Source organism: Pseudomonadota bacterium (genome assembly GCA_016195085.1).
In the GTDB taxonomy this organism is placed as follows: Bacteria; Pseudomonadota; Alphaproteobacteria; order SHVZ01; family SHVZ01; genus JACQAG01.
In genome coordinates this window covers 100,463-116,570 of sequence record JACQAG010000071.1, presented here as the reverse complement: position 1 = coordinate 116,570, position 16,108 = coordinate 100,463, and the positions used below count along the sequence as shown (strand labels likewise).

Genomic DNA, 16,108 nt, shown 5'->3' with positions numbered 1-16,108 from the left:
ACCGTCGCGCACGAAGGAGCCGGACCATGCGAACTCTCTCGAACCTGCGACTCCTCGGCACCATCGTTGCCATCGCCGGCGCCACTGTCGGCTTGCCGGCCTTGGCTCAGCAAAAGGTGCTGCGCGCCGTACCCCATGCCGACCTCAAGGTCCTCGACAACCACACGGGCTCGATCCAGATCACCAAGATCTATGGGCTCATGGTCTACGACCAGCTCTTCGCCTGGGACGAGAAGCTGCAGGCGAAGCCGATGATGGTGGGCGACTACACCGTGTCGGCCGACGGGCTCAAATACACCTTCAAGCTCCGGCCCGGCCTCAAATGGCATGACGGCACCAAGGTCACGTCCAAGGACGTGGTGCCCTCGATCAAGCGCTGGGCCAGCCGCGATGCCATGGGCCAGAAGCTGATGGAGTTCACCGCGGCGATGGAGGCCGTGGACGAGGACAGCTTCACCGTCATCTTGAAACAGCCCTATGGCTTCGTCGAATTCACGCTCGGCTCCGACGGTCCGCAGATCCCGACGATCTACCGGGAGAAGGAGGCGGCGACCGACGCCTTCACGGCGATCACCGAGACCATCGGCTCGGGGCCGTTCAAGTTCAACCGGGCGGAGTGGCAGCCGGGCGTCAAGCTCGTCTTCGACAAGAACAAGGACTATGTGCCCCGCAACGAGCCGCCGAACGGGATGGCCGGCGGCAAGGTGGTCAAGGTCGACCGGGTGGAGTGGAATATCATCCCCGATACCGGCACGGCCGCCGCGGCCTTGACCCGCGGCGAGGTCGATTTCTGGGATTCGCCACCCAATGATCAAGTGCCGATCATCGAGAAGAGCAAGGACGTGGTGGTCGCACCCCTGACGCCTTTCGGCAATATCGGCTTCCTCAGGACCAACACGCTCTTCCCGCCCTTCAACGACTATCGGGCGCGGCTGGCCTTGGCCTATCTCTTCGACCAGCGCGATTTCCAGCGCGCCGCCAGCGGGGATGAGCGCTGGTGGAAGGTGTGCTACGCCATGTATATCTGCGATACGCCCTTCGGCACCGAAGCCGGCGCGGAAGAGATCCGCAAGCTCGACCGCGTCAAGGCGAAGCAGCTCATGGCCGATGCCGGCTACAAGGGTGAAAAGCTGGTCTTGACCACCACCGCCGAGATCAAGCCGATCGGCGATCTGGCGCAGGTGGCCGTGGCCCAGCTCCGCGAGATCGGCGTCAATGTCGATATGCAGCTGAGCGACTGGGGCACGGTGGTGGGCCGCATCGCCAAAATGGACCCGCCCGATAAGGGCGGCTGGAACATGTTCGCCAGCCGCGCCAGCGGCACCAGCTACTTCCACCCGGTCACCAACACGGCGGCCAATATGAGCTGCGACCGCAAGAACTGGGTCGGCTGGCCCTGCGATGAGACCGCGACCAAGCTCCGCGACCAGGTAATCCGCGCGACCGACGAAGGCCAGCGCAAGGCGTTGATGGAGACCTATCACCGGCGCTTGATCGAGCAGCAGCCCTACACGCTTCTGGGCCAGTTTCAGCTGCTGTTCGCCTGGCGCAAGGAAGTGACCGGCGTCTTGAAGAGCGCCGTGCTCGCCTACTGGAACATGGAGAAGAGCTGAGGGGCGGGCGTTGCGGCCCGGCAAGGCCTCTGGCAAGGTTGTGAGCAATGTTCGATAGGGGAGGTCTCGTCATGCGCGGATCAATGCTGACAAAACTCGGCGCCGGTGCCCTCGCCGGTCTCTTGCTCGCGAGTGCGGCCAGCGCCGGCGAGCTCAGCTTCTGGACCTGGCGCCAGGAGGACAAGGGTCAGTACCAGCAGCTGTTCCAGGACTTCAACAAGACCAGCCCTGATGTTCGCATCGGCTTCGAGGCGTTCGAGCCGCAGAGCTACCAGACCGTGCTGTCGACGGCGCTCGCCGCCGGCAAGGGCCCCGACGTGATCCATGTCCGCGCCTATGGCGGTCTCGAGCAGTTCGCCAAGGCCGGCTACCTGGCCGCGCTCGATCCGGCGAGCACGCCCGAGCTCGCCAACTTCACGCCGAGCGCCTTGGGCTCGAGCTCGCTTCGCTCCGATCAGCGCGTCTATGCGATTCCGTTCGCCTCCCAGACCCTCGGCATCCTCATCAACACCGAGGTCTTGGAGAAGGCCAACCTGAAAGAGGCCGCCACCTGGGATGACTTCCTCAAGCTGGCGAAGGCGCTCAAGGACAAGGGCGTGATCCCGCTCGCCAACGGCACCGCCACCGCCTTCATGGCGGAGATCCTGACCCAGACCATGACCGCGAGCTTCCTCGGGCCCGACTTCCCATCTGAGATCGCCGCCGGCAAGGCCACCTTCGAGGATCCGCGCTACGCTGCCGCACTTCAGCATCTGATCGAGCTCAAGGACTATTTTCCGCCCGGCTTCACCGGCATCGACTATCCGACCTCGCAGCAGCTTTTCTTGAGCGGCCGGGCGGCGATGCTCGTCGGCGGCTCCTTCGAGATCGCCAATTTCCGGCGGCAGAACCCCAATCTGAAAATAGACTTCGTGGCCCCGCCTGCCCCCAGCGCCACCGCACCCAGGCTGGTGTCGCTGTTCTATGACGGCGGCTACGCCGTCAACGCCAAGACCGGCAACCGCGAGGATGCCTTGAAGCTCGTCCGTTTCATGGGCACCAAGGGCTTCGGCGACCGCTTCTCGGCGCTGTTGGGCAACATCTCGCCGATCAAGGGTGTGGCGATCCAGGATCCGCTGTTGGCCAAGGTCGCCTCGCTCAATCAGACCTCGGTGCCCTACATCACGCTCGTCTATTTCCGCTACCAGGACCCGACGGGATCGACCTTGCTGCAGGGTGCCGTGCAGAAGATGATGGCCGGACAGGTCACACCCGCCGATGTCGGCAAGGAGCTGACCGCCGGCATCGCCACCTACTACGAGCCGTTCAAGAAGAAGTGAGCGGCGCAGAGCTTGACGACCCCGTGGCCGCCCCTCACCCCGACCCTCTCCCCAAGGGAGAGGGAGTAGGAGCGCCATTCATCGTGTCCCCTCTCCCTTGGGGAGAGGGTTAGGGTGAGGGGCGAGCGAGCGGCGCCGGCCCGCCGCTGCAAGACGTTCGGCGCGGATCTCAATCGGGTATTCTGGATCGTCTTCCTCATCGGGCCGCCCGTCCTGTTCATGCTGGTGTTCGCGGTCTATCCGCTGGCGAGCTCGTTTCTCTACAGTCTCTATAGCTGGAACGGGCTGGCGCGCGGCGGCTTCGCCGGGCTCGGCAACTTCAAGCAGGTGCTGCTCCAGGAGCCGTTCAGCTCCTGGACCTACCGGGCCTTCACCCACAATGTCGTGGTGTTTCTCTCGCTCATGGTGGTGCAGAACGGGCTCGCCTTCCTCATCGGCTTCGCCCTCTTGAAGGGCATGCCCGGCCACCGGTTCCATCAGGTGGCGGTGTTCCTGCCGGTGGTGCTTTCCACGGTGATCGTCGGCTTCCTGTGGAAGCTCTTCTTGAATCCCATCTTCGGGGCGGTCAATCAGGCGCTGATCGCGATCGGGCTCGCGGGCTGGGCGCAGCCCTGGCTGGGCCAACCGCAAACGGCGTTGGCGAGCTTGATCGCGGTCAACACCTGGCACTGGGTCGGATTCCCGGCACTGGTGTTCCTGGCCGGCATGCAGCGCATTCCGCGCGAGGTCCTGGAGGCGGCACGCCTCGACGGTGCGGGTGATCTGGCCCTGATGCGGCGCGTGATCTGGCCCTTGGTCGCCCCCAGCGCCACCATCGCCTTCGTGCTGTTGTTCATCGGCTCCTTCAACTGGTTCGAGCTCCCCTACATCATGGCCGGGCTCGACGGCTCGCCGGGCGGGGCGACCGACGTGCTCGGCCTCTACTTCTATCGCACCGCCTTCGGCGCGGTGAGCTCGGGCCTGCAGGATTTCGGCCGCGGCAGCGCCTTGGCCGTGCTCATGTTCCTGTTCATCGCCGCGGTCGCTTCGATTTGGGTGCGCATGCTGCGGCGACGCGAGATCGAGATTTGAATCCGCTCCCTCTGCCCGGCGGCGAGCGCATCCGCGACGGGCTGATCCAGCTCGTGCTCTGGGTGAACGCGCTCATCATGCTCTATCCCGTTCTCATCATGGTGTTCTCCGCCTTCAAGTCGAACGCGGAGATCTACGCCGCACCATTCGCCCCACCCACCGGCCTCAATCTCGACAACCTCGCGCGCGTGCTGGGCGAGACGCATTTTCAGCAGTATCTGGTGAACTCGGTACTGACCACCGGCGCCTCGATCGCTCTCATCCTGGTCTTGGGCACCATGGCCGCCTATGGCTTGGCGCGCTACGAGTTCCGCGGCAACGGCGCCATCTTCATGTTCTTCCTCGCCGGCCTGATGGTGCCGCTCAAGCTCGCCATCATCCCGTTGTTCATCGAGCTCAAGGCCATGGGTCTGATCGACACCCGGCTCGGCTTGGTCGCCATCTATACGGCGATGGGGCTGCCTTCGGCGGTGTTCATCTTGACCGGCTTCCTCAAGGCGCTGCCGGGAGAGCTCGAGCAGTCGGCCCGCATCGACGGCGCCGGCGAGGCCCGCATCATGCTGCAGATCATGCTGCCGCTAGCGCGGCCGGCGATGGTGATCGCCGCCATCCACAACGCCGTGCCGATCTGGAACGACTTCTTCTTTCCCTTGGTGTTCGTGCAGAGCGACCGGCTGAAGACGCTGCCCCAAGGCTTGACCGTGTTCATGGGCGAGTACAACACCGACTGGGGCGTGCTATTCGCCGGTCTCATGCTGGCAGCACTGCCGATCACGCTCCTCTACATTCTGCTGTCGCGCCAATTCATCGCCGGCCTCACCTCCGGCGCGCTCAAGTGAGGAAAGAAAACAATTCACCACGGAGACGAATATCTTCGCCGCGCGGAGCGCGGCTGAGAATCGAGCCTCCGTGCTCTCCGCGTCTCTGCGGTGAAATACCTTCCTTATTTTTTCAGCGTCTTCAGATAGGCGATCACATCGGCGCGCTGGGTTGCGTTCTTGACGCCGGGGAAGGCCATCCGCCCGCCGCGGACCACGGCCATGGGATTTTCCAGATACTTGTCCAGGCTCGCATCGTCCCAGGTGATTTTCGAGTTCTTCATCGCCGGGGAATAGCTGAAGTCTTGGACGCTCGCCGCCGGACGCCCGTAGACGCCGAAGAGGCTGGGTCCGATCAGGTTCTTGCCTTCCTCGGCCCGGTGGCAGGCGATGCATTGGGAGAAGGCCTTGCGGCCGGCGGCGGTGTCGCCATCGGCCAGGGCCGGCCGAATGGGGAGGAGGCCGAGCAAGGCTAGAAGCACGCCGAGCGAGGCGAAGGCAGGCGAGCGGATGGCGGCACGGACAGCAGACCAGATCATGTCGAAATACCCTGCGGGGCTGGTGGGTTAGGAGGAGCGCCCCAGCACATGGCATCGCCCGGGGATCGGCGCAAGCCCTTCCCGCGAGCCCTCGACAGGTCGTGATCGGTCACGGGTTTGCAAAGCCCGGCCCAGGCCGTTAGCGTATGGGAAAGTTTTTTCCAGGAGGCGAAGATGACACGCGCTCAGCGAACCGCTCTCATCGCGCTCTGTGGGGCAACGCTGCTCTTGGGAGGACCGGCCCTGGCGCAGAAGAAGGGCGGCGATTTCGTCGCCGCGCAGCCCGCCGGCACCAACACCATGGACCCGCATTTCACCGCCTCGGCCGCCGCCCGCAACATGATGCTGGGGATGTACGAGACGCTGGTCACCATCGATGAGAATGCGGCACCCATCCCGTCGCTGGCTGCGAGCTGGGAGATCGCGCCGGACGGCATGACCTACAAGTTTACCCTCCGCCGCGGCGTCAAGTTCCACACTGGCAAGGAGATGACTTCGGCCGACGTCAAGGCCTCGCTCGAGCGCTTCGCCAAGGTGAGCCCGGAGAAGACGACGATGGCACCGGTGGCGGCGATCGAGACGCCGGATCCCTACACCGTCGTCTTCAAGATGAAGGAGCTCAGCACCTCCTTCATCGACCGCATGGGCTCGCCCGCCTCGCCCCCCACCATCATCCCCGAGGAGGAGGCGACGAAAGAGGTCAACAAGACCAACAACATCTCGACCGGGCCGTTTCAGCTGGTCGAGTGGGTCGCCGACAGCCACGTGAAGATGAAGCGCTTCGACGGCTACGCCCAGAACGCCGCCGCCCCCGGCCCGACCGGGCTCGGCGGCAAGAAGACCGCCTATTTCGACACGGTCACCATCCGCATCGTGCGCGAGGCGAGCGCCCGGGTGGCGGCCCTCGAAGCGGGCCAAGTGCATTTCATCGAGGACGTGCCGGTGCCGGCGGCCAAGCGCCTCGAAGGCAACAGCAAGATCGTGGTGGCCAACCTACAGACCGCCTCGCAGCCGGCCGTGCTGGTGAACGGCGTCAATCCGCCCACCAGCAATTTGAAGCTCCGCCAGGCGATCCAGGCCGCCCTCGACATCGACGAGATCATGCAGGCGGCCAGCGACGGCAACTTCAAGCTCAGCCACGCCTTCACCTATCCGAACAATCCGTACTTCAACGATGGCGGCAAGGAGTTCTACAACCAGGCCGATGCGAAGAAGGCGAAGGCGCTCTTGGCCGAGTCCGGCTACAAGGGCGAGCCCTTGGTCATCGCCACCAACAAAGACTACCAATACATGTTCAAGGGCGCGCAGGTGATCTCCGAGCAGCTGAAGGCGGTCGGCATCAATGTGCGCTTCGAGGTGATGGACTGGCCGACCATGGCCTCGCTGGTCTTGAACAAGAACGACGGCTGGAACCTGTCGGTCTCCGGCTTCGCCATCCAGCCCTTCGTCGGTCCCTACAGCTATCTGAAGCTGTTCTGGGGCGAGGGCAATGTCAGCCGCGTCGCCAAGGACGAGGTGCTCGACAAGGCCTGGGGCAAGTTCAACGTCTCCCTCGAGCAGGCCGACCGCAAGGCCGCCTGGACGGAGATCCAGCGCCACATGGCCCAGCAGGTCTACGTGATGAAGCTCGGCGACATGGGCTTCAACCTCGCCATGGCATCCAACCTGAAAGGCTTCAAACCCTATTCCGGCGCCGAGCGCTTCTGGGACGCGTGGCTGGAGTAGCCGAGACTCGCGAACGCCGATTGCCCCCGCCCCGGCCCTCCCCCGCCTGACGGCGGGGGAGGGAGTAGGAGGCGCGCCTTTCTACTCCCTCCCCCGCGCATAAGCGTGGGGGAGGGTGGAGTGGGGGCCTTTGCGTGCCCGACCGCTTGGACGGTATGGTTTCGGCCATGGACGTCTCGCCCGTAACGCTCTTCTCCCTCAGCGCCGGCAAGCTCCGAGTCGATCTCGCCCCTGAGCGGGGTGCCTCGATCGTGCGCTTCGTCATGGACACCGACGCGGGCCCGGTCATGCTGATGCGTCCGGGCAATGCGGCGGCGCTCAAGGAGCGCGAGCCCAGGCAGCTGGCGAGCTTTCCGCTCATCCCCTATTCCGGCCGCATTGCCGGCGGGCGCGTTCGCTTCGGCCGGGAGACGGTCACCTTGCCGGGCAACTGGTCCGGGGGCCCGCACCCGATCCATGGCGATGCCTGGCTCAAGCCTTGGAAGGTCGTGAGCGCAAAGGCAGGCTCCGCCGCGCTGGTCTACGAGCATGACGGCAAGGGCTGGCCGGTCCGCTATCGCGCCCGCCAGACATTCGTCCTCGATGACGCCGGCCTGGCGATCGAGATCGGCCTCGAAAACATCGACACGCGACCGATGCCGGCAGGGATCGGGGTCCATCCGTATTTCCCGAAGACGCCGGCGACGCGGCTGGAAGCGCGCCTCGGCCATGTCTGGCTCTCCGATGCGGAGCTGATCCCGACCGAGCGGGTGGCGGTGCCGGCGGCGTGGGACTTCGCCGGCCAGCGCGCGCTCGGGCCCCTGGTGCTGGACAATTGCTTCGGCGATTGGGACGGCAAGGCCGTCATCACCTGGCCGGAGCGGAAGACCAAGCTCGCGATCACCGCCGAGCCGCCCCTCAGCCACCTCGTCATCTACACGCCTAAGGACCAGGATTTTTTCTGCGTCGAGCCGGTCAGCCACGCTGCGGGGGGCTTCGCGCTGGCCGCCGCCGGCACGCCCGACACCGGCACGATGATCCTCGGACCCGGAGAGCGGCTCATCGGCCGCATGCGCTTCGAGCCGAGCCCGGTGGACCGCTAAAGGAGCATTCGTCGATGAGCTTCGCCCGTTATCCCAGCCTCGAGTCCCGCAGCGTCTTCGTTTCCGGCGGCGGTTCCGGCATCGGCGCCTCGATCGTCGAGCATTTCGCCCAGCAAGGCTCGAAAGTGGCCTTCGTGGACGTGGACAAGAAGGCATCTCGGGCGCTGGCGGCAGGAATCGCCAGCAAGCGCCAGCCGAAGCCGCTCTTCATCCCCTGCGATCTCCATGACATCGCCGCCTTGCGCAAGGCGATCAAGAAGGCCGCCGCCGCGCACGGCCCCATCACCGCGCTCGTCAACAATGCCGCCCGCGACGACCGCCACCGGATCGAGGACGTGACCCCGGAATACTGGGACGAGCGCATCCAGGTGAACATCCGCCACCAGTTCTTCGCCGCCCAGGCGGTGGCGCCGGGCATGCGCAAGGCGGGCGGCGGCTCGATCATCAACATGGGTTCGTCCTCATGGATGAACTTCACGCCCGAGCTCACCGTCTACATGACGGCAAAGTCCGGCGTCATCGGCCAGACCCGCGGGCTCGCCCGCGACCTCGGAGCCGACCGCATCCGGGTCAACACCGTGGTGCCGGGCTGGATCATGACCGATCGGCAGGTGAAGCTGTGGCTGACGCCGGAGGCCGAGGCCGATCTCATGAAGGCGCAGTGCCTCAAGGAGAAGCTCCATCCCCCCGACATCGCCCGCATGGTGCTGTGGCTCGCCGCCGACGACAGCCGGCTGGTGACCGGTCAGGACTTCATCGTCAACGGCGGGAGGTGACGGAGGCGCGGATGCCGCAGATACCGCGGACGGCTCTCCTCAACGCTCTCGGCACGGCGCTCACCGTCGCCGTCATCGCCACAGTGTTGTTCTACACCGGGCAGACGCGGCGCGGTCCGAGCCCTCTGGTCCCGATCGCGATCTTGATGGTCGGGGTGTTCTCCGCGGCGCTCACCGGCACGTTGATCTTCGGACGGCCGATGCTTTGGTATCTGGAGGGCAAGAAGCGAGAGGCGCTGGCGCTGCTTGCCTACACCCTTGCATTCCTGTTCGTGCTGGCCGCCATCGCGCTGGCGGCGCTCGTCTTCCTGGCGCCGATCCGGCCGTAGCGGCTGCGGCCCTCGTCTACCGCCGCCTGGGGGTGGGTTTAGGGAGGGGGTGAGGATCACCCCCTCCCCTGCCCTCCTGGGGGTGGGTTTAGGGAGGGGGGTGAGGATCACCCCCCTCCCCTGCCCTCCTGGGGTTCTGCTAGGATTTGCTTCCATGAAAGAGCGCTCGAGACTCCACTCGGGCGAAAGGAGGCCTCATGTCGCACCCATTCCAAGGCGGCTGCAAAAAGGCCGCTTGCCTGGCAGCCTTGCCGCTCGCCCTCACTCTTGCCGGATCCTACGCCCACGCCGAGACCACGCTCCGCCTGGTACCCCAGGCCGACCTTAAGGTTCTCGACACGGTTTGGACCACCAACAACATCACCTCCAACCATGGCTACATGGTCTATGACGTGCTGTTCGCCCCCGACGGCAAGCTCGTCTACCAGCCGCAGATGGTGGAGAGCTACGAGAAGAGCGCCGACGGTCTTACCTGGAAGTTCACGCTCCGGCCCGGGCTCAAATTCCACGACGGCACGCCGGTCGAGGCCAAGGACGTGGTCGCCACGATGAAGCGTTGGGCGTCGCGCATCCCCACGGGCAAGACGCTGATGCAGTTCGGCAAGGAGATCGTCGCCACCGGGACCATGAGCTTCGAGCTCCGGCTGGCGCAGCCATTCGGCCCGGTCCTCGATACCTTGGGCACGCCGGAGAATCCGCTGTTCATCACCCGCGAGAAGGAGGCGATGCTGCCCGCCGACCAGCCGATCGAGGACCCGACCGGATCGGGCCCCTACATCATGGTCAAGAACGAATGGGTCCCGGGCGCCAAGGTGGTCTACCGCAAGAATCCCGACTACGTGCCGCGCAAGGAGCCGGCCGACGGGTTTGCCGGCGGCAAGCTCGCCAAGGTCGACCGGGTGGAGTGGCCGGTCATTCCCGACGCCAACACCGCGACCCAAGCCTTGATCCGCGGCGAGGTCGACATGATCGAGATCCCCACCCCGGATCTGCTGCCGCTGATGCGCAAGGAAGGCAACATCACCATCAAGGTGATCGACCGCATCGGGACCCAAGCGGTGTTCCGTCCCAACCATCTGCAGAAGCCCTTCGACAATCCGAAGGTGCGCCAGGCACTGCTCTACATGGTGGGCGACCAGAAGGACTATCTGGGCGCGATGATCGGCAATCCGGAATACGAGAAGCCGTGCTGGGCGGTGTTCGTCTGCGGCACGCCGCTCGAGTCGAAGGCCGGCATCGGTCCGTGGGCGACCAACAGCAAGGCCGACAACATCGCCAAGGCGAAGGCGCTCCTGGCCGAGGCCGGCTACAAGGGCGAGCGCGTGGTCGTGCTCGATCCCGCCGACACCCACCTCGCCCACACCCAGGCGACCGTGACCGCGCAGAAGATGCGCGAGATCGGCATCAACGTCGACCTGCAGAGCGTGGACTGGGGCACCCAGACCGCACGCCGGGCGCTCAAGGATCCGCTCGACGCCAATCCCCGGGCCTGGACCGGATTTCACACCTGGGGCGGCGGCCTGGCCATGGGAACGCCCTTGACCAATACGCCGGCGCCCACGCCCTGCGACGGCTCCAACTGGTTCGGCTGGCCCTGCGATGCAGCACTGGAGAAGATCCGGCTCGAATACCCGTTGGCGCAGACCGACGCGCAGCGCAAGGACATCGTCGACCGGTTCCAGGCGCGCTTCTACGAGACCGTGCCCTACATCCCGATCGGCCAATTCTACGCGCCCATCGCCTACCGCAACAACCTCACCGGCGTGCTGGAGACAGTCCGCCTGGTGCTGTGGAACATCGAGAAGAAGGGCTGAGCAGAGTGTCCTCGTCGAACGGTTCTTTGCTTGTTTGATCGATCGTAAAGGACCCTCACCCCGCCCCTCTCCCGCAATGCGGGAGAGGGTGCCGAGCGAAAGCGAGGCGGGTGAGGGTCTTCGCTGACTAGCCCAAGCCAGACGCTGCCAGCAAATATTGCTTTCGCAGCGCCACATGTTTTGTTCGTGCTTGCCGCTCGGCCACTTGGTCTAGGATCGCCCGCAAACCTCAAACCATCCTTGGATGATCCGAACCATGCCCGAGAAGAAAACCGCCCTCGTCGTCGGCGTCGGTCCCGGCCTCGGCTGGGCCTTGGCCAAGCGCTTCGCCCGCGAGGGTATGCAAGTCGCCGTCGCCGCCCGCAACGAGGCGACGCTGGCGGAGCTCGTCGCGAGCCAGCCCAAGTCCACCATCCGCGCCTATGGCGCCGATACCGGCGAACGCGCCGCCGTCGAGAGATTGTTCGAGCGGGTGGAGACCGAGCTGGGCTCGCCCGATCTCGTCGTCTTCAACGCCTCCTCCTTTGCCCGCGGCTCGATCCTCGATCTCGATCCCGCCGAGGTCGAGCGGGCCTGGCGCATCGGCTGCTTCGGCGGCCTGCTGGTCGGCCAGCAAGCCGCGCGCCGCATGGTCAGACGCGGCGCCGGCACCATCCTCTTCACCGGCGCCACCGCGTCGGTGCGCGGCAGCGCCAATTTCGCGCCCTTCGCCATGAACAAGTTCGGCTTGCGGGCGCTCGCCCAGAGCATGGCCCGCGAGCTCGGGCCCAAGGGCATTCATGTGGCCCATGTGGTGATCGACGGCCAGATCGCCTCCGAGCGCTATCGTGCCGCGGCGGCTGAGCGGGGACCGGACGCGCTCCTCGAGCCCGACGCCATCGCTGAGGCCTATTGGCAGCTCCACCGCCAGCCGAAAACCGCCTGGGCCTTCGAGCTCGACTTGAGGCCGTGGGTGGAGAAGTTCTGAGGGCGTCCCCTCGCCCGCCGGCGGCGATCACGCGGCCGTAAGCCGGCACGATCAGGAACTCGACATAGAGTTCGGCCTCGATCAGCGCGCGCATGAGCTCGTGTTAAGATCGCAGCCGCCCTCGCCGCCGGATGTTTTCCTCATGCCCGACGTGGCCCCGCGCCCACCCGTCATCCTGCTCATCGTCGCCAGCGCCCTCGGGCCGCTGGCGCTCAATATCTTCATCCCGTCCATGCCGCGCTTGGCTGAGGTGTTTGCTACCGACTTCGCGACCGTGCAGCTCACGCTTACGCTGTATCTGATCGGCGTGTCCCTGGGCCAGCTCGTCTACGGCCCGCTCTCCGACCGCTTCGGCCGCCGGCCTTTGCTGCTGGCGGGCGTGGCGCTCTACGCCCTCTCGGCGCTGGGAGCGCTTCTTGCCCAATCGATCGGGGTGCTGATCGTGGCCCGAATCGCGCAGGCGCTGGGCGGCTGCGCCGGCCTGGTCTTGAGCCGGGCGATCGTGCGCGATGCCTGGAGCCGCGGCCAAGCGGCAACCGTGCTCGCCTATATGAACATGGCGATGTCGGTCGCCCCCGCCTTGGCCCCTGCCGTCGGTGCGGCGATCGATGCTTGGCTCGGCTGGCGGGCGATCTTCGCAGCCTTGGCCGGCGTCGGCTTCCTGCTCGCGGCCGGGATCTGGTGGGCGCTGCCGGAGACCCACCATGAGCGCGCCCCGCTCCCCGGGCTGGCGGTCACCATCATGGGCTATTGGCGGCTCATGCGGCAGCGAGCCTTTCTCGGCTATAGCTGCAGCGTGGCCTTCTCCGCGACCGCCTTCTACGCCTTCCTCGCCGGCGCCCCCTACCTCGTCGTCGAGGTCATGCGTGAGCCGCCCCGCGTCTATGCCTTGTGGTATTTCGGCGTGTCCGCCGGCTATATCTTCGGCAGTTTCCTTGCCGCCCGGCTCATGATTCGGCTCGGCGTCGAGCGCATGATCGTCTTGGGCGCCCTGGTCGCGATCACCGGCGTGCTGGCGATGGCGCTCCTAGGCGCCATCGGCATTCTCTCCCCGGCGGCGCTGTTCCTGCCGATGATCTGCGTGACCATGGGCAACGGCTTGAGCCAACCCGGCGCCATCATCGGCGCCGTCAGCGTCGATCCCCGCGCCTTCGGCGCGGCCTCGGGGTTGCTCGGCTGCCTGCAGATGGCGATTGGCGCCTTGGGCACGCTCGCGATTGGCCATATGCTGGACCGCAACCAGATGCCGCTCGCGCTTTTCATGTTGGCCGCCCTCACCCTTTCCGCCACCGGCACGCTCTTGACCCGCCGCACCTTGACCGGGCCGGGTGCCGCCGTGCCAGCCGCGCGCCCGGTCGCCGACTGATGGCGATGCAGCGCCCGCTGATCGGCTTGGCCCTCGGCAGCGGGGTCGCCCGCGGCTGGGCGCATCTTGGGGTGCTGCGCGGCCTCGGGCGCCTCGGCATCAAGCCCGACATCGTCTGCGGTACCTCGATCGGCGCCTTGGTCGGCGGCTCGCATCTCTCCGGCCGCATCGATCAGCTCGAAGTCTGGGCGCGCAGCCTCACCAAGTTCCGCATGGTCTCCTATCTCGACTTCAAGCTGGGCGGCGGCGGCATGATTGGCGGCGCCCGCCTCTTGAAGGAGATGGAGGACCATCTGGGCGGCCTCGACATCGCCGATCTGCCGCAGCCCTTCGCCGCGATCGCCACCGACCTCTCGACCGGGCACGAGGTGTGGCTGCGCGAGGGCCCGCTGGTGGACGCGATGCGCGCCTCCTTCAGCATGCCCGGCGTCTTTCCCCCGGTGCGCCTGGGCGACCGCTGGCTGATCGACGGCGCCTTGGTGAACCCGGTGCCGGTCTCGGTGTGCCGCGCCATGGGCGCGCAGATGACCATCGCCGTCAACCTGCATGCCGATCTCATCGGCAAGCTGAGGCGGCCCGGCCGCACCTATCCGACTGTCGCCGGCTTCGACCTCCTGGCCGAGCTCGAGGAGACGCGGCCAGACGATACGGGATGGCGTGCCGACAATTTCCTCACCCGCATGTTCGGGCGGGATCCTGATGCGCCCAGCATGTTCGGGGTGATGGTCTCGGCCCTCAATATCGTGCAGGACCGGCTGGCGCGCTCGCGCCTGGCGGGCGAGCCGCCGGACGTGACGATCACGCCCCGGGTCGGCCATATCGGTCTGTTGGAGTTCCACCGGGCGGACGAGGTCATCGCCGAGGGCGAGTCCGCCGTCGACCGCGCCGTCGCCGACATCCGCGACGCGCTCGCCATCTTCGGCCACAACAGCCGCTGATTTCTTGAATATTTACCGCTGAATTCGCGGAGGAGGCGCGGAGGTCGCGGAGCCTTTGCTTGACGCGCCGCTCGATTTCGTTTCTCTGCGGATTCCCTGCGGCCTCCGCGGGTCAGCCTCATCAGGCTGGCGGTGTTCCGCCTTCCGAACGGGAACGCTCGATGTCCAACGCCGTCCATCCCTCGAAGCGCCCGTTCGTCATCGCCGCGATCATGGTGGCCACCTTCATGGTCGCCATCGAGGCGACCATCGTCGCCACCGCCATGCCCGGCATCGTCGGCCAGCTCGGCGGCCTCGGCCATTACAGCTGGGTGTTCTCCGCCTTTCTGCTCGCGCAATCGACGACGACCGTCATCTACGGGAAGCTCGCCGACATCTTCGGCCGCAAGCCGACCTTGATCGCCGGCATCGTCGTCTTTCTGATCGCCTCGCTGCTGTGCGGCTACGCCTGGTCGATGACGGCACTCATCGGCTTCCGGTTCCTGCAGGGGCTGGGTGCGGGCGCGATCCAGCCGGTGACGATGACGGTGATCGGCGACCTCTACAAGATCGAGGAGCGGGGTCGGGTGCAAGGCGTCATGTCGACCGTCTGGGCGACCTCAGGCGTGCTGGGCCCGCTCGCCGGCGGCATCATCGTCGACACGGTCTCCTGGGCTTGGATCTTCTGGATCAACATCCCGATCGGCATCGCCGCGATCATCGGCTTCGCGGTGTTTCTGGCCGAGCGGGTCGAGCACAAACAGGCGCGCATCGACTATCTGGGGGCGCTGCTCTTCTCGGTGGCGACCGGCTCTCTCCTGATCATCCTGACCGAGATCGAGGCCGGCCTCTCGATGCTGGTGCCGCTGGGCCTCCTGTTGCTCTTCACCGGCGGCTGGTTTCTGCTGCACGAAAAACAAACGCCCGAACCGATCGTGTCGATCGAGCTCTGGACGCGGCGGCTCATCCTCACTGTCAATGTCGCCACCCTGTTGGCGAGCATGGCGCTCCTGGGCCTGACCACGGTCATTCCCCTCTATGTTCAGGGCGTGCTTGCCCGCTCGCCGATCGTCGCCGGCTTCACCATCACCATGCTCACGGTCGGCTGGCCGCTGTCGGTCATGCTGTCGAGCCGGCTCTATCGCGCTTTCGGGATCCGGCGCACGCTCCGGACCGGCAGCGCGCTCTTTCCGATCGGCGCCACCTTCCTTCTGTTCCTCTCCCCCGAGAGCGATCCGATCATGGTCGGGATCGGCTCGTTCTTCATGGGGTTCGGAATGGGGATCATGAGCATCACCACCATCGCGCAGGTGCAGGAGAGCGTCGAGTGGTCGAGGCGCGGCAGCGCCACCGCATCCGTCATCTTCGCGCGCAGCCTCGGCAGCACATTGGGCGCGACGGTGCTGGGCGCCCTTCTCAACGTCGGCATCACGCATTATGGCAGCGGCGATCTCGGCATCGGCGTGCATGAGCTGCTCAGCCATCCGACCGGGCTGGCCGAGCTCGCCGGCAATCCGGCGGTTCGAACTCTGTTCGATCGATCGCTGCATCTGAGCTTTTGGGGCGTTGCAATCAGCGCGGCGCTGACCCTGATCGCAACCTGGCTCATACCGATGCATGCAAGACGAGGCCCGCACGCGTCGAGCGACTCGCGCGAGAACGGGAACCCAGCGCCTAGTGCGCCGGGAAGACACGAAGCGCGCGGCGACTAACAGCGGGATGGCCGCCCGAGGCGGCCCTGTTTGCTATTGCGCTGCCGCCGACCGCAGCGG

Annotated in this window: 14 protein-coding genes; 13 read left to right on the top strand and 1 reads right to left on the bottom strand. The window is 66.0% G+C overall.

From position 1 onward, the window contains the following. The first annotated feature begins 26 nt into the window (after positions 1-26). The 4 genes from HY058_19570 (at position 27) to HY058_19555 (ending at position 4,842) form a co-directional block, all read left to right on the top strand. Positions 27-1,613, top strand: coding sequence for an ABC transporter substrate-binding protein (locus HY058_19570; GenBank protein MBI3499500.1), 1,587 nt, complete (start codon positions 27-29; stop codon positions 1,611-1,613). A gap of 71 nt (positions 1,614-1,684) precedes the next feature. Then, positions 1,685-2,932 (top strand): extracellular solute-binding protein, encoded by a 1,248-nt coding sequence (locus HY058_19565; GenBank protein MBI3499499.1) that lies wholly within the window; start codon positions 1,685-1,687, stop codon positions 2,930-2,932. A gap of 219 nt (positions 2,933-3,151) precedes the next feature. Then, positions 3,152-4,003 (top strand): sugar ABC transporter permease, encoded by an 852-nt coding sequence (locus tag HY058_19560; GenBank protein ID MBI3499498.1) that lies wholly within the window; start codon positions 3,152-3,154, stop codon positions 4,001-4,003. A gap of 77 nt (positions 4,004-4,080) precedes the next feature. Next, positions 4,081-4,842, top strand: coding sequence for a carbohydrate ABC transporter permease (locus tag HY058_19555; GenBank protein MBI3499497.1), 762 nt, complete (start codon positions 4,081-4,083; stop codon positions 4,840-4,842). 104 nt (positions 4,843-4,946) lie between these two features. On the opposite strand, the gene HY058_19550 is transcribed toward HY058_19555, so the two are convergent. Continuing rightward, on the bottom strand, positions 4,947-5,360 hold the full coding sequence (locus tag HY058_19550; protein ID MBI3499496.1) for a cytochrome c family protein: 414 nt from the start codon (positions 5,358-5,360) through the stop codon (positions 4,947-4,949). A 174-nt stretch (positions 5,361-5,534) separates the two neighbouring features. Here HY058_19550 and HY058_19545 point away from each other — a divergent pair, with 174 nt between their 5' ends. The 9 genes from HY058_19545 (at position 5,535) to HY058_19505 (ending at position 16,048) form a co-directional block, all read left to right on the top strand. After that, complete coding sequence (locus HY058_19545; GenBank protein MBI3499495.1) at positions 5,535-7,085, top strand: ABC transporter substrate-binding protein; 1,551 nt, start codon at positions 5,535-5,537, stop codon at positions 7,083-7,085. Between the two features lie 167 nt (positions 7,086-7,252). Next, on the top strand, positions 7,253-8,167 hold the full coding sequence (locus HY058_19540; GenBank protein MBI3499494.1) for an aldose 1-epimerase: 915 nt from the start codon (positions 7,253-7,255) through the stop codon (positions 8,165-8,167). Positions 8,168-8,181: 14 nt separating this feature from the next. Continuing rightward, entirely contained in the window at positions 8,182-8,943 is a 762-nt protein-coding gene (locus HY058_19535) for an SDR family oxidoreductase (protein ID MBI3499493.1), read from the top strand. An 11-nt stretch (positions 8,944-8,954) separates the two neighbouring features. Further along, entirely contained in the window at positions 8,955-9,272 is a 318-nt protein-coding gene (locus HY058_19530) for a hypothetical protein (GenBank protein ID MBI3499492.1), read from the top strand. A gap of 197 nt (positions 9,273-9,469) precedes the next feature. Next, the gene (locus tag HY058_19525) at positions 9,470-11,086 is read left to right on the top strand and encodes an ABC transporter substrate-binding protein (protein MBI3499491.1); all 1,617 of its coding nucleotides are present in this window, start codon (positions 9,470-9,472) and stop codon (positions 11,084-11,086) included. A 256-nt stretch (positions 11,087-11,342) separates the two neighbouring features. Further along, positions 11,343-12,053, top strand: a complete 711-nt coding sequence (locus HY058_19520) for an SDR family NAD(P)-dependent oxidoreductase (protein ID MBI3499490.1) — start codon at positions 11,343-11,345, stop codon at positions 12,051-12,053. Positions 12,054-12,195: 142 nt separating this feature from the next. Then, positions 12,196-13,419 (top strand): multidrug effflux MFS transporter, encoded by a 1,224-nt coding sequence (locus HY058_19515; GenBank protein MBI3499489.1) that lies wholly within the window; start codon positions 12,196-12,198, stop codon positions 13,417-13,419. Continuing rightward, a complete protein-coding gene (locus tag HY058_19510; GenBank protein ID MBI3499488.1) occupies positions 13,419-14,357 on the top strand; it encodes a patatin-like phospholipase family protein in 939 nt (312 codons plus the stop codon). Before HY058_19515 ends, HY058_19510 begins: the two co-directional genes overlap by 1 nt. Before the next feature lie 161 nt (positions 14,358-14,518). Further along, on the top strand, positions 14,519-16,048 hold the full coding sequence (locus HY058_19505) for an MFS transporter (protein MBI3499487.1): 1,530 nt from the start codon (positions 14,519-14,521) through the stop codon (positions 16,046-16,048). Positions 16,049-16,108 lie beyond the last annotated feature (60 nt).

Excerpts from the sequence above, each read along its gene's own strand:
- HY058_19570 (MBI3499500.1), top strand. The coding sequence starts at position 27 with ATGCGAACTCTCTCGAACCTGCGACTCCTCGGCACCATCGTTGCCATC.
- HY058_19565 (MBI3499499.1), top strand. The coding sequence starts at position 1,685 with ATGCGCGGATCAATGCTGACAAAACTCGGCGCCGGTGCCCTCGCCGGT.
- HY058_19560 (MBI3499498.1), top strand. The coding sequence starts at position 3,152 with ATGCTGGTGTTCGCGGTCTATCCGCTGGCGAGCTCGTTTCTCTACAGT.
- HY058_19555 (MBI3499497.1), top strand. The coding sequence starts at position 4,081 with ATGCTCTATCCCGTTCTCATCATGGTGTTCTCCGCCTTCAAGTCGAAC.
- HY058_19550 (MBI3499496.1), bottom strand. The coding sequence starts at position 5,360 with ATGATCTGGTCTGCTGTCCGTGCCGCCATCCGCTCGCCTGCCTTCGCC.
- HY058_19545 (MBI3499495.1), top strand. The coding sequence starts at position 5,535 with ATGACACGCGCTCAGCGAACCGCTCTCATCGCGCTCTGTGGGGCAACG.
- HY058_19540 (MBI3499494.1), top strand. The coding sequence starts at position 7,253 with ATGGACGTCTCGCCCGTAACGCTCTTCTCCCTCAGCGCCGGCAAGCTC.
- HY058_19535 (MBI3499493.1), top strand. The coding sequence starts at position 8,182 with ATGAGCTTCGCCCGTTATCCCAGCCTCGAGTCCCGCAGCGTCTTCGTT.
- HY058_19530 (MBI3499492.1), top strand. The coding sequence starts at position 8,955 with ATGCCGCAGATACCGCGGACGGCTCTCCTCAACGCTCTCGGCACGGCG.
- HY058_19525 (MBI3499491.1), top strand. The coding sequence starts at position 9,470 with ATGTCGCACCCATTCCAAGGCGGCTGCAAAAAGGCCGCTTGCCTGGCA.
- HY058_19520 (MBI3499490.1), top strand. The coding sequence starts at position 11,343 with ATGCCCGAGAAGAAAACCGCCCTCGTCGTCGGCGTCGGTCCCGGCCTC.
- HY058_19515 (MBI3499489.1), top strand. The coding sequence starts at position 12,196 with ATGCCCGACGTGGCCCCGCGCCCACCCGTCATCCTGCTCATCGTCGCC.
- HY058_19510 (MBI3499488.1), top strand. The coding sequence starts at position 13,419 with ATGGCGATGCAGCGCCCGCTGATCGGCTTGGCCCTCGGCAGCGGGGTC.
- HY058_19505 (MBI3499487.1), top strand. The coding sequence starts at position 14,519 with ATGTCCAACGCCGTCCATCCCTCGAAGCGCCCGTTCGTCATCGCCGCG.